This window comes from Pseudomonas azerbaijanoccidentalis (genome assembly GCF_019145495.1).
Taxonomy (GTDB): domain Bacteria; phylum Pseudomonadota; class Gammaproteobacteria; order Pseudomonadales; family Pseudomonadaceae; genus Aquipseudomonas; species Aquipseudomonas azerbaijanoccidentalis.
The window spans coordinates 234,713-247,336 of record NZ_JAHSTU010000002.1; the positions used below are offsets into that span (position 1 = coordinate 234,713).

At 58.9% G+C, this 12,624-nt stretch carries 10 protein-coding genes; 7 read left to right on the top strand and 3 right to left on the bottom strand.

The window, feature by feature from the left end; genetic code table 11:
* The first annotated feature begins 103 nt into the window (after positions 1-103).
* A complete protein-coding gene (locus KVG88_RS07645; RefSeq protein ID WP_217871002.1) occupies positions 104-2,320 on the top strand; it encodes a putative bifunctional diguanylate cyclase/phosphodiesterase in 2,217 nt (738 codons plus the stop codon).
* On the opposite strand, the gene KVG88_RS07650 is transcribed toward KVG88_RS07645, so the two are convergent.
* Positions 2,277-3,173 carry an NAD(P)-dependent oxidoreductase gene (locus tag KVG88_RS07650; RefSeq protein WP_217871003.1) on the bottom strand — a complete coding sequence of 299 codons (897 nt, stop codon included), beginning with the start codon at positions 3,171-3,173 and terminating at the stop codon, positions 2,277-2,279. The two genes, KVG88_RS07645 and KVG88_RS07650, sit on opposite strands and share 44 nt — an antisense overlap.
* Before the next feature lie 198 nt (positions 3,174-3,371).
* On the opposite strand from KVG88_RS07650, the gene KVG88_RS07655 reads away from it, so the two are divergent.
* On the top strand, positions 3,372-5,573 hold the full coding sequence (locus KVG88_RS07655; RefSeq protein WP_217871004.1) for a hypothetical protein: 2,202 nt from the start codon (positions 3,372-3,374) through the stop codon (positions 5,571-5,573).
* A gap of 271 nt (positions 5,574-5,844) precedes the next feature.
* On the opposite strand, the gene KVG88_RS07660 is transcribed toward KVG88_RS07655, so the two are convergent.
* On the bottom strand, positions 5,845-6,150 hold the full coding sequence (locus KVG88_RS07660; RefSeq protein ID WP_150704528.1) for a DUF2288 domain-containing protein: 306 nt from the start codon (positions 6,148-6,150) through the stop codon (positions 5,845-5,847).
* 350 nt (positions 6,151-6,500) lie between these two features.
* Here KVG88_RS07660 and KVG88_RS07665 point away from each other — a divergent pair, with 350 nt between their 5' ends.
* The 5 genes from KVG88_RS07665 (at position 6,501) to KVG88_RS07685 (ending at position 11,504) form a co-directional block, all read left to right on the top strand.
* Positions 6,501-7,628, top strand: coding sequence for a branched-chain amino acid ABC transporter substrate-binding protein (locus KVG88_RS07665; protein WP_150704527.1), 1,128 nt, complete (start codon positions 6,501-6,503; stop codon positions 7,626-7,628).
* Between the two features lie 233 nt (positions 7,629-7,861).
* Positions 7,862-8,785 (top strand): high-affinity branched-chain amino acid ABC transporter permease LivH, encoded by a 924-nt coding sequence (gene livH, locus KVG88_RS07670; RefSeq protein WP_150704526.1) that lies wholly within the window; start codon positions 7,862-7,864, stop codon positions 8,783-8,785.
* On the top strand, positions 8,782-10,038 hold the full coding sequence (locus tag KVG88_RS07675; protein WP_150704525.1) for a high-affinity branched-chain amino acid ABC transporter permease LivM: 1,257 nt from the start codon (positions 8,782-8,784) through the stop codon (positions 10,036-10,038). The genes livH and KVG88_RS07675 overlap by 4 nt, the downstream gene beginning before the upstream one ends.
* Positions 10,035-10,802, top strand: a complete 768-nt coding sequence (gene livG, locus KVG88_RS07680) for a high-affinity branched-chain amino acid ABC transporter ATP-binding protein LivG (RefSeq protein WP_150704524.1) — start codon at positions 10,035-10,037, stop codon at positions 10,800-10,802. The genes KVG88_RS07675 and livG overlap by 4 nt, the downstream gene beginning before the upstream one ends.
* The gene (locus KVG88_RS07685) at positions 10,803-11,504 is read left to right on the top strand and encodes an ABC transporter ATP-binding protein (RefSeq protein ID WP_075946837.1); all 702 of its coding nucleotides are present in this window, start codon (positions 10,803-10,805) and stop codon (positions 11,502-11,504) included.
* A gap of 178 nt (positions 11,505-11,682) precedes the next feature.
* Here KVG88_RS07685 and KVG88_RS07690 read toward each other — a convergent pair whose 3' ends face one another.
* On the bottom strand, positions 11,683-12,591 hold the full coding sequence (locus KVG88_RS07690; protein ID WP_150704523.1) for a LysR family transcriptional regulator: 909 nt from the start codon (positions 12,589-12,591) through the stop codon (positions 11,683-11,685).
* Positions 12,592-12,624 lie beyond the last annotated feature (33 nt).

Here is a 12,624-nt window from a genome sequence, read left to right on the forward strand (position 1 = left end):
GACAATGTGCCACTATCGCTTGCGTTCCCCCGGTGCCTTCTATACTCCATGACATTCGCCGGCATTCATTGTGCCGGTCAGGAAGACAACGACGGGGCATGCTATGGAGTGGCTTGGTCTGCATTTCATTACCGAGCTGCCAGAGAGTGGGCAGGTCATACTCAACTGCATACATGACCCTTTTCTGGTGCTACTGGCTTATCTGGTTGCCTGCGCCGGCAGTTTTGCCACGCTGGACATGGCCGAGCGGGTGGCTCATGCCGAAAAGAAGGCTTCACAGCGACTCTGGCGCTGGGTCGGCGCCGGCTGCCTCGCGGGCGGCATCTGGGCCATGCACTTCATCGGCATGCTGGCGTTCCAGGCGCCGGTCACCATCCATTACCAGTTGCCCATCACCCTCATTTCCCTGCTGATCGCCCTGCTCGCTTCATGGCTGGCGATGCACACCCTGAGCCTTGCGCAACTGACCTTCTGGCAATGTTTCAGAGCCGCCATCGGCATTGGCCTGGGCATTGCCGCCATGCATTACGTGGGTATGTCCGCACTGCGTTCGCAGGCGCAGGCCTACTATCAACCGCTGTTGTTCGGCCTCTCGATCGTGATCGCCATCGGCGCCAGCCTGGCGGCGCTGCTGCTGTCGACTTACTTGCGTAGCGGCACTGGGATGTTTCATCAATTGCTCAAGTACGGCGCCAGCCTGGTGCTCGGGGCCGGCATCATCAGCATGCATTTCACCGGCATGGCCGCCTTCAATCTGGTGCTGCCCACTGGCAGCCTCCTGACCGCGCCCGGGGAAAACAACCACCTGCAACTGGGCCTGACCGTAGCCACCATGACGCTGCTGATTATCGGCAGCAGCATCAGCGCGGCGCTGGCGGACAAAAAACTGCAGCACAAGGAAAACGATCTGCAACGGGTCAATTCGCTGCTCAGTCAACTGGACCAGGCGCGCATGTCCCTGCAACAAGTGGCGCACTACGACCCCTTGACCAATCTGATCAACCGTCGCGGTTTCAATCAGCTCTTCGCCGAAAAACTCAGCCAGAAAACCAACGAGGGCGGCATGCTCGCGGTGCTGTTCCTCGACATCGACCACTTCAAGCGGATCAACGACAGCCTTGGCCACGATGCCGGTGACGAACTGCTCAAGGTGCTGGCCGGGCATATCCGCAGTTCGATTCGCAGCCACGAAGATGTCGTGGCGCGCTTCGGTGGCGATGAGTTCTGCATCCTCATCGACCTGCATGACCGCGAAGAAGCGCGGCACATGGCGCAGCGCATCATGCAAAAAATGAAAGAACCCATTGAGCTCGCCGGGCGGCGCATGGTGATGACCACCAGCATCGGCATCAGCGTGTTTCCCGAAGACGGCAAAACCTGTGAAGAGCTGCTGAAAAACGCCGACCTGGCGCTGTACCAGTCCAAGGGCAGCGGACGCAACGGCCTGAATTTTTTCAGTGCCAACCTCAAGGCCCGCGCCACACTGGAACTGCAACTGGAAGAAGAACTGCGCCACGCCCTGCGCGAAGACGCCGGCCTGATGCTCTACTACCAACCCATCTACGACCTGAAAACCGGCCAGGTCAGCAAGCTCGAAGCGCTGATTCGCTGGCAACACCCGACACACGGATTCCTCGCCCCGGACCGCTTCATTACCATTGCCGAAGCCAACGGCCTGATCACCGAACTGGACCACTGGGTACTGCGCAAGGCCTGCGAAGACCTTGGCGAACTGTCACGCCAAGGCTGCGAAGAGCTGAAGATTGCGGTGAATTGCTCGCCCCTGACGTTGGCCCGCGAAGAGCTGGCCACCGAGATCGAACAGGCGTTGCGCGACGCCGAGGTGGCGCCGCAACGGCTGGAACTGGAAGTGACCGAGAACGCACTGATGGGCAACATTGCCGATACGCTGGTGTTGCTGCAGCAGATTCGCGCTCTCGGCGTGTCACTGTCGATCGACGACTTCGGCACCGGTTATTCGTCGCTGGCCTACCTCAAGCGCCTGCCGCTCAACACGTTGAAGATCGACCGCTCGTTCATCCAGGACATCCCGAATTCGACCCAGGACATGGAGATTGTCCAGGCGATCATCGCCATGGCCCACACCCTGCACCTGGATGTGGTCACCGAGGGTGTCGAAACCTTCGAGCAGTACCAGTTTCTGGAAAGCCAGGGTTGCGACTACGTTCAGGGCTACCTGCTCAGCCGGCCGGTGCCGCTCGCCGAGTTGCACCCGGTGCTGAAAGAAATCAACCAGCGTAAAAACGCATACTCGGTCACGACGTTGAGTCTGGTTCACGGTACATCTGCACTAATGTAGACGGGTCTTTTTCCAGATACCCCTGAGCCCCATGCAACCGCATCAGTTGCGCGGCCAAGCCGCTGACCGGTGTTGCCGAGCCTTGCTCGCGGGAAAACTTCACCGCCGTGTCCAGATCCTTGAGCAACGTGCGCACGTGCCACTTCACCGGTTCAAAACGGCTGTCGGCCATTTGCGGCGCCAGGATCTGCAGCGGCTTTGAATCGGCAAAGCCACCGGCCAGCGCTTCGGCGATCAGGCTCGCATCCACGCCTGCGCGCTCTGCCAGGGCCACCACTTCGGCAATCACCAGCGCATTGCAGGCCACAATCATTTGGTTGCAGGCCTTGGTCACCTGCCCTGCTCCGACCGCGCCCATATGCGTGACCCGCTGGCCGAGGCTGAGCAACACCGGCTTGACCCGCTCAAGCGCCGCCGCTTCACCGCCAACCATGATCGCCAGACTGCCAGCCTCCGCGCCGACCACACCGCCAGACACCGGCGCATCGAGCCAGCCCATGCCGGTTTCGCTGACAAGCTCGGCGGCCATTTCGCGCGTTGCCGTCGGTTCCAGGCTGGAAAAGTCCACCAGCAGCTGGCTACTTTTCGCCCCTTCGATCACGCCAGCGGGGCCAAACACCACCTCGCGTACCACCGCCGTGTCTGCCAGACACAACATCACCACATCGGCGTACTGGCACAGTTCGGCCGGGCTCGCGACCTGCCGCGCACCGGCCTCGACCAGCGGCGCGCACTTGGCCGGATTGCGGTTCCACACCGTCAGCGGGTAACCCGCCGCGAGCAATCGCCGACACATCGGCAGCCCCATCAAGCCAATTCCGGCGAAACCCAGCGAAGGTAGCATTGACATCATTTTGCCTCCTTTTGATTAAAGATCGCCAAATCCTGGCCGATTTATCATGACTTAGGAAAGGATTCCCCCAAGAAACGTTCAGGCCACGGCACTGACACTTGGGACAAATACGCGCTGATAAAAGACGCGAGATCTTATTCCGTGACGGTTTGACGACAGCGTGTCGCCCGACCAACCAGCCCAGGTACATGGCGAACAATGACTTCTAAAAATAACCCGGCCACCGCGATTTCCGACCTGACGCAGAGCCCGGCGGCGAACAGCCCCGCACCGTCGAAGCCATTGACGCCATCGCGCCCGCTGGCGACCCAGCAATACCTGTACTTCACCGAAACCAACACCGACCGCATCCTCGATAACCTCGACGGCTTGCGCGACATGGTGTTCCCGCGCGCACCGCACCTGGAAGGTGACAGCGAGCAGCACAGCGACCAGGAATTCCCGTCGGTGTGCCTGATCGGCCTCGGCCGCTGCGGTTCGAACATTGCGCTGGATGTTGCGGAGCTGGTGTACAACGCCCGCAAGTTCTACCTCAACGAATTCAACAACGAAGATCGCCTGTCGCCGGACAAACGCTACGCCGAAAAAGGCTACAGCCCAGCCCAGTGGATTCGCAACAACCTGCGCCTGATGCCGAACAAGGCCACCAAACCGGTGTTCCTGGTCGAGCCGCTGGTGATGCTCGGCGACCTGGACAAAGACATCGCCGGGCGTATCCGCTTCTCGCGCAAGGGCGAAAAAAGCGGCTTCCTGCGCGACTACAGCAAAATGAAAATCATGGACTTGTCGGAAGTCCACGCCGGTGGCGCCGGTAACGCGCCGATCCTCGGCCAGTACCTGGCCAAGATCATCCTGAACAAGGACACCCAGCGTTTCTCCAGCCCTGACTGGAAGATGATTCACTCGTACCTGATCGACAGCTGTGGCATCAAGGCCAACCAGTCGCGCCTGTATTTCTCGATTTTCAGTGCCGGCGGCGGTACCGGTTCGGGCATGGCCTCGGAATTCGGCCTGGCCCAGCAACACTCGTACATGAACAAGACGTTCGACACCAAGCCCATGGATGAGCACGACGGCAAGAGCGGTCACTCGTTCGTCTTCGAGCCAATCTTCACCAGCGGCATCTGCGTGCTGCCGAACATTTCCGACCACCGCAGCGAAATGTCCGAAGCACTACACATCAACGCCGGTCGCCTGCTGTGCAAATACCTGTCGGAAGAATGGGACTTCTCCTACAACTTCGCCAATGAAGACAGCAGCGAAGCCAGCGTCATGGGCCGTATTCGCCCATGGAACGCGATGATGCTGATCTCCAACGACATCATGCGTTACGCCGAAGAAAACGATGACGGCAACATCCAGAACATTGATGTCAATGCCATGGAAAAGCACGCCAACCAATACATCTCGCAGCAGATCTTCAACATTCTGACGGCGCAGGCAGTAACGACTGACTACGACCAGAACTATTTCCGCCGCGCCGGCATCGACATCGGCGAAACCATTCGCCTGGACGCCAACGACCTGTTCATGAGCCTGGCCGGCCCGGTGGCGATTGCCTACGCCGAATCCGTGGTGCCGGAAACTCCGCCGCCGAGCAGCGACAAATTCAAGGTCTTCGAAAAAGAGCCGCAGCGTCTGAACATTGACGATTTGTTCTTCCGTTCGATCGACTTGCCGCACTTCAACAAGGTTACCCAGGCCATCGAAGGCATCAGCCTGCTGCCGATCGAGTCCAAGCGCTATCGCGCTTCGCTTGAGCAATACAAGAATTCGGGCTACGACGCAGCCGCGTTGCACGACCTGCACTTCTTCAAGAATTGCTCGTCGGTGGTGTCGATCGTTTCCTTGCCCAAGGACTACAAGCTGTCCTACATGGACCTGAACCGGTTGAAGACTCACCTCAACAGCCTGTTCCCCAACACCACGCTCAAGCGCTACGCGCTGGTGATCGGTGCCTCGGCCAACCTGTCGCTGACCACGTTGATCGCCAAGAGCCCGTGCCTGTCGGACGATTTCCTGACGCTGATCGTGGCGTTCATCAAGCGTTGCTTCGCGAAAAACCCGTACCGTTTCGACGAGACGCTGGATAACTCGATCCTCGACTTCATCATCAATGAACACTTTGACGAAGACCGGATCGACGACCTGCTCAACGAATTCGAGAACCCGGCGAAGATCCTTGATACCAACTGGTACGCGATCAAACCGATGTACGAGAAGAAGTACCGCGAACTGATCAATGACAAGGAAAAGTTCGTCTCGATCAACGACATCCGCCTGTCGCGCGATTGCGTGAAGAAATCGATCAAGTACCTGCGCGAGATCTATCGTCACCGCATCGGCAAGACCAAGGTTATTTCGCTGAATAACCATACGGGCAAGACGTTCTCGGTCTGAACTGAAAACGCGTCGTTCCAATCGCTAGCAGGCTAGCTCCCACAGGTAATCGCCGACCTGTGGGAGCTAGCCTGCTAGCGATGGCGCCCTCAAAAACACCGCAAAACAACATCCAGAAACAATTGAGCAGCCCTCAGGCTGCTCGCTCAACTGTTCCCGTTACGTTTACGTCACCGTGAGGCTGTGGCCTTTCTCTACGGCAACGTGCCATCACGCTACTCGGCTACACACTTTTACTCGATGCTGCCACGCACCAAGCCGGTGCGCACATTCAAGCCTTCGCTCTTTCCTGGATCATAATCCACGGCGAAACCACCACCGCCCATAGCTGCGGGTCACGTTCGAAAAGATCCAGCGCCCGCGTTTCAGACAGCTTCGCGACCTTGTCTTCGGCCAGCCAGGCAGCCACTTTCTCGCCCTCATCCGTCGCTACTGCCTCTGCCGCCGCGATCAAATCCAGGCTCGGGTCGACCCACAATAGGGCACCCTTGGCGAAGAACGGCTCCAGTTCCTTCCAGGTAATAGATGCGGTTTCACCAAGCAGCTTGGCATAGAGGGTGCTAGGTTCTTCAGTCATGGGTCCGGTCCGGAAAAGAAATCGACGCAATGATAACGTCGGTGGTCTGGCAGAAAAACCCAGTTGCACTTTGCGTCACTGATTGAAAAGAGCAGGAATGCCAAGGAATGCACGGAATCTGGCTATAAGCCCTTCAAAGCCCCGCCGCAATTCTGACTTTTTCTTTCAAAATAGCGACACCCCCAAGTTTTGCCCCCCGCCGCCAGCTTCCCAGGCTGACAATCGGCGCTCTACACTGTACCGGTACAGTTGCCGGGGGGCATTTCCGGGGGATGTCGTAGATATCTGACCCGGTTCTGCTGCCAACGGCGCCAGGACTATAAAAACTACAACAGTAAGAGTGGAGCACTATGACTAAGGCTACTAAGCAGATTTCCAAACTGTTTGCCGCTATGGTTCTGGCAGGGGTTGCCAGCCATTCGTTCGCAGCTGACACCATCAAGATCGGCATCGCCGGCCCTAAAACCGGCCCTGTAGCCCAATACGGCGACATGCAGTTCAGTGGCGCCAAAATGGCCATCGAACAGATCAACGCCAAAGGCGGCGTAGACGGCAAGAAACTCGAAGCCGTTGAATACGATGACGCCTGTGATCCAAAACAAGCCGTGGCTGTAGCGAACAAAGTCGTCAACGACGGCGTCAAGTTCGTAGTCGGTCACCTGTGCTCCAGCTCCACTCAACCGGCTTCGGACATCTACGAAGACGAAGGCGTGATCATGATCACCCCGGCTGCCACCAGCCCGGACATCACCGCCCGTGGTTACAAAATGGTGTTCCGCACCATCGGTCTGGACAGCGCCCAAGGCCCTGCCGCCGGTAACTACATCGCCGACTTCGTCAAACCGAAAATCGTTGCTGTCCTGCACGACAAACAGCAATACGGTGAAGGCATCGCCACCGCCGTTAAAACCACCCTCGAGAAGAAAGGCACCAAGGTTGCCGTGTTCGAAGGCATCAATGCCGGCGACAAAGACTTCTCCTCGATCATTGCCAAGCTCAAGCAAGCCAACGTCGACTTCGTCTACTACGGCGGCTACCACCCGGAGCTGGGTCTGATCCTGCGTCAATCCGCTGAAAAAGGCCTGAAAGCCAAGTTCATGGGTCCGGAAGGCGTGGGTAACGACTCCATTTCGCAGATCGCCAAAGACGCTTCCGAAGGCCTGCTGGTGACCCTGCCGAAATCCTTCGACCAGGATCCGGCCAACATCGCCCTGGCTGACGCGTTCAAAGCGAAGAAAGAAGATCCAAGCGGTCCGTTCGTGTTCCCGGCCTACTCGGCTGTGGAAGTGATCGCCGAAGGTATCAAGGCTGCCAAGTCCGAAGACTCCGCCAAAGTGGCAGAAGCCATCCACAAAGGCACCTTCAAGACCCCTACCGGCGACCTGAGCTTCGACGAGAAAGGCGACCTGAAAGACTTCAAATTCGTGGTTTACGAGTGGCACTTCGGCAAACCAAAAACTGAAGCCAAGCCTCAGTAAGGCGTTGCCTGACTGACTGCCAATAAAGCCCACGGCGTGCCGTGGGCTTTGTTTTACGAACGTATTTGGGCCGCGCTGGCGTGATCCGCCAGTCTCCCCACCTGAAAATCTCAAAACCGTCATCAGCGGTTCGCTGGCAAACCCCGAATTCGAAGTGGATGCAGATCCACGGGGCTCGGGCGGGAAAATGACTCCACCAGTGAAATGCGTATCAGGTTTTTAGGAGCGCTGTAATGCCTGACATCTATCACTTTTTCCAACAGCTGGTTAATGGCCTGACCATTGGCAGCACGTATGCCCTGATCGCCATCGGCTATACGATGGTTTACGGCATCATTGGAATGATCAACTTCGCCCACGGCGAGGTGTACATGATCGGTTCCTACGTGGCGTTCATCGCCATCGCCGGGCTGGCCATGATGGGACTCGACAGTGTTCCGCTGTTGATGACCGCCGCTTTCATCGCCACCATCGTGGTGACCAGTGCCTACGGTTACAGCATCGAACGGATCGCCTACCGCCCCTTGCGCGGCAGCAACCGTCTGATCCCGCTGATCTCCGCCATCGGTATGTCGATCTTCCTGCAGAACACCGTTCTGCTGGCGCAAGACTCCAAGGACAAATCCATCCCCAACCTGATTCCGGGCAACATTGCCTTTGGGCCAGGTGGCGCACATGAAGTGCTGATTTCCTACATGCAAATCGTGGTGTTCGTGGTGACCCTCGTCGCCATGCTCGGCCTGACCCTGTTCATCTCCCGCTCTCGCCTGGGCCGCGCCTGCCGCGCCTGTGCCGAAGACATCAAGATGGCCAACCTGCTGGGTATCAACACCAACAACATCATCGCTCTGACCTTCGTCATCGGTGCCGCGCTGGCGGCCATCGCCGCCGTGCTGCTGAGCATGCAATACGGTGTGATCAACCCGAACGCCGGTTTCCTCGTTGGCCTCAAGGCCTTCACCGCTGCGGTACTGGGCGGTATCGGCAGCATTCCGGGCGCCATGCTCGGCGGGCTCGTATTGGGTGTGGCGGAAGCCTTTGGTGCCGATATCTTCGGCGACCAGTACAAGGACGTCGTGGCGTTCGGCCTGCTGGTTCTGGTGCTGTTGTTCCGGCCAACCGGCCTGCTGGGCCGTCCGGAGGTTGAGAAGGTATGACTAGGAATCTTAAACAGGCGCTGTTCAGCGCCTTGCTGGTGTGGGCCGTGGCCTACCCGGTACTCGGTCTGAAGCTGACCATTGTCGGCATCAACCTCGAAGTTCACGGCACCAGCAACGCCACCCTGATCACCATCGCGGTGTGTTCGGTGTTGATGTTCCTGCGTGTGCTGTTCGACCAGCAGATCAGCTCGGCCTGGCGTTCTTCGCCAAACATGCCGCTGATTCCGGCCAAGGCCAGTAACTTCCTGACCCTGCCGACCACTCAGCGCTGGATCATCATTGCGCTGATCGCCGGCGCCTTGGTCTGGCCGTTCTTCGGCTCCCGCGGTGCGGTCGATATCGCCACGCTGGTGCTGATCTACGTGATGCTCGGCCTCGGCCTGAACATCGTGGTCGGCCTGGCAGGCCTGCTCGACCTCGGTTACGTCGGCTTCTACGCCGTCGGCGCCTACAGCTACGCGCTGCTGTCGCATTACTTCGGTCTGAGCTTCTGGATCTGCCTGCCCATCGCCGGCCTGATGGCGGCCACGTTCGGCTTCCTGCTGGGCTTCCCGGTACTGCGCCTGCGCGGTGACTACCTGGCGATCGTGACCCTGGGCTTCGGTGAAATCATCCGTCTGTTCCTGCGTAACCTGACCGACATCACCGGCGGTCCGAACGGCATCAGCAACATCGAGAAACCAACGTTCTTCGGCCTGACCTTCGAACGTAAAGCCGCGGAAGGCATGCAAACCTTCCACGAGTACTTCGGCCTGGAATACAACTCGATCAACAAGGTGATTTTCCTTTACCTGGTTGCGCTGTTCCTCGCACTGGCGGCGCTGTTCGTCATCAACCGTTTGCTGCGCATGCCTTTGGGCCGCGCCTGGGAAGCGTTGCGTGAAGACGAAATCGCCTGCCGCGCACTGGGCCTGAACCCGACCATCATCAAGCTGTCGGCCTTCACCCTCGGCGCGAGCTTCGCCGGTTTCGCCGGTAGCTTCTTCGCCGCGCGTCAGGGCCTGGTGACGCCGGAGTCCTTCACCTTCATCGAGTCGGCGATCATCCTCGCCATCGTGGTGCTGGGTGGCATGGGCTCGCAGCTGGGCGTGATCCTCGCTGCCGTGGTGATGATCCTGCTACCGGAAATGATGCGAGAGTTCAGTGAGTACCGCATGTTGATGTTCGGTGCCTTGATGGTACTGATGATGATCTGGCGCCCTCAGGGTCTGCTGCCCATGCAACGTCCTCACATGGAGCTGCGCAAATGAGCCGCGAGATCCTTAAAGTAGAAAACCTGAGCATGCGCTTCGGCGGCTTGCTGGCGGTCAACGGCGTGGCCTTGAGCGTCAAAGAGAAACAAGTGGTTGCGCTGATCGGCCCCAACGGCGCCGGCAAGACCACCGTGTTCAACTGCCTGACCGGCTTCTACAAGCCGAGCGGCGGCAGCATCCTGCTCGACGGCGAGCCGATCGAAGGCCTGCCCGGCCACAAGATCGCCCTCAAAGGCGTGGTGCGCACCTTCCAGAACGTACGGCTGTTCAAGGACATGACCGCGGTCGAGAACCTCTTGATCGCGCAACACCGTCACCTGAACACCAACTTCCTGTCCGGCCTGTTCAAGACCCCGGCGTTCCGCAAAAGCGAGCGCGAGGCCATGGACTTCGCCGAGTACTGGCTGGAAAAGGTCAACCTGAAAGAGTTCGCCAACCGTCCGGCCGGCACCCTGGCCTACGGTCAGCAGCGTCGTCTGGAAATCGCCCGCTGCATGATGACCCGTCCGCGGATCCTCATGCTCGACGAACCGGCCGCTGGCTTGAACCCCAAGGAAACCGAAGACCTCAAGGCGCTGATCAGCGTGCTGCGTGAAGAGCACAACGTCACCGTGCTGCTGATCGAACACGATATGAAACTGGTCATGAGCATTTCCGACCACATCGTCGTGATCAACCAGGGCACGCCCCTGGCCGATGGCACGCCGGAACAGATCCGCGACAATCCTGAAGTGATCAAAGCCTACCTGGGGGAAGCGTAAATGCTGCAGTTCGAAAACGTTTCCACCTTCTACGGCAAGATCCAGGCCCTGCACAGCGTCAACGTCGAAGTCCGCCAGGGCGAGATCGTGACCCTGATTGGCGCCAACGGTGCCGGCAAGTCCACGCTGCTGATGACGCTGTGCGGTTCGCCGCGCGCCCACAGCGGCAGCATCCGCTACATGGGTGAGGAACTGGTCGGCCAGGACTCTTCGCAGATCATGCGCAAGAGCATCGCCGTGGTGCCGGAAGGTCGTCGGGTGTTTTCCCGTCTGACCGTGGAAGAGAACCTGTCCATGGGCGGATTCTTCACCGCCAAGGGCGACTATCAGGAACAGATGGACAAGGTCCTCGGACTTTTCCCACGCCTGAAAGAACGCTTTAGTCAGCGTGGCGGCACCATGTCCGGCGGCGAACAGCAAATGCTCGCCATCGGCCGTGCGCTGATGAGCAAGCCCAAGTTGCTGCTGCTCGACGAGCCATCGCTGGGCCTGGCACCGATCATCATCCAGCAGATCTTCGACATCATCGAACAGCTGCGCAAGGACGGTGTAACGGTGTTCCTGGTTGAGCAGAACGCCAACCAGGCGCTGAAAATCGCCGACCGCGCCTACGTGCTCGAAAACGGTCGGGTAGTGATGCAAGGCACCGGTGAGTCCCTGCTGACCGACCCGAAAGTGCGCGAAGCGTACCTGGGTGGTTGAGCCATTGCGGTAAACAAAAAAACGGCCTTTGCGGGCCGTTTTTTTATGAAGGACATACTCCGTGTAGGAGCTGCCGAAGGCTGCGATCTTTTGATCTTGCTCCTGGCTCACCACCGTCCTGAAAGATCAAAGTCAAAAGATCGCAGCCTTCGGCAGCTCCTACAAGGTCCATAGGTGTTCAAAGCTTGTCCAGCACCTCCCCGCTACGCTTGAACCACCCAATCAAATAATCCGCCAGCACCTGCGTACGCTTGGGCAACCCGCCCTGATACGGGTGCACCAGGTACATCGGCATGCGACGCGTCTGATAATCGCGCAGGAGCCAGCGCAAACGCCCGTCAGCCAATTCCGCTTGCAGCAAGTAGGACGGCAGGCGCGCAATGCCAGCGCCCGCCAGTGCGGCTTTTTTGAGCAGGCTGTAATGGTTGCTGGCGAACGGACCCGACACACGCACCCGCAATAATTCGTGCTGCTGGTGATACAGCCATTCTTCACGGCCGCTGTAGTGGCTATTGAGCAAACAATGGTGCTCCGCCAGGGACTGCGGGGTCGACGGCTCGCCATGTCGCTCAAGGTATGCCGGACTGGCGCAGGTCAGTTCGTGCCAAGCCAACAGCGGTCGCGCAACCAGACGCTCGTCATTACCGACGTCGGAGCGAACCGCCAGATCAAAGCCATCGCGGGACAAGTCACGATAATTGTTACTGAGGTCGAGCTCGATCTGCACCTGCGGGTATTTGGCCGAGAACTCCAACAGCAGGCCGTCGAAGAAGGTTTCCCCCAGCGACACCGGAACGGTCATGCGCACCGGGCCGACCATGTCGTCCTTCAACCGCGCCAGCGCCTGACGCGCGCGCTCGACTTGAACCACCAGTGCCTGGGCCTGCGGCAGCAACGCCGCCCCCGCCGCCGTCAGGCTCAAACGGCGCGTGGTGCGCTGCAGCAGGACCACGGAAAACTGCGCTTCCAGCTGACTGATGCGTTTGGACAGTTGGCCCTTGCTGCAACCGAGTTGCTGCGCGGCCAAGGTGAAACTGCCCGCTTCGACCAGTACCGCGAACGCCGCCAGATCATCCATTTCGCTCATGGATTGTTTCCATTTGAAAACCAAAGGTTGCCC

Coding starts and splice junctions, on each gene's coding strand:
- KVG88_RS07645 (WP_217871002.1), top strand. CDS start 104: ATGGAGTGGCTTGGTCTGCATTTCATTACCGAGCTGCCAGAGAGTGGG.
- KVG88_RS07650 (WP_217871003.1), bottom strand. CDS start 3,173: ATGATGTCAATGCTACCTTCGCTGGGTTTCGCCGGAATTGGCTTGATG.
- KVG88_RS07655 (WP_217871004.1), top strand. CDS start 3,372: ATGACTTCTAAAAATAACCCGGCCACCGCGATTTCCGACCTGACGCAG.
- KVG88_RS07660 (WP_150704528.1), bottom strand. CDS start 6,150: ATGACTGAAGAACCTAGCACCCTCTATGCCAAGCTGCTTGGTGAAACC.
- KVG88_RS07665 (WP_150704527.1), top strand. CDS start 6,501: ATGACTAAGGCTACTAAGCAGATTTCCAAACTGTTTGCCGCTATGGTT.
- livH (WP_150704526.1), top strand. CDS start 7,862: ATGCCTGACATCTATCACTTTTTCCAACAGCTGGTTAATGGCCTGACC.
- KVG88_RS07675 (WP_150704525.1), top strand. CDS start 8,782: ATGACTAGGAATCTTAAACAGGCGCTGTTCAGCGCCTTGCTGGTGTGG.
- livG (WP_150704524.1), top strand. CDS start 10,035: ATGAGCCGCGAGATCCTTAAAGTAGAAAACCTGAGCATGCGCTTCGGC.
- KVG88_RS07685 (WP_075946837.1), top strand. CDS start 10,803: ATGCTGCAGTTCGAAAACGTTTCCACCTTCTACGGCAAGATCCAGGCC.
- KVG88_RS07690 (WP_150704523.1), bottom strand. CDS start 12,591: ATGAGCGAAATGGATGATCTGGCGGCGTTCGCGGTACTGGTCGAAGCG.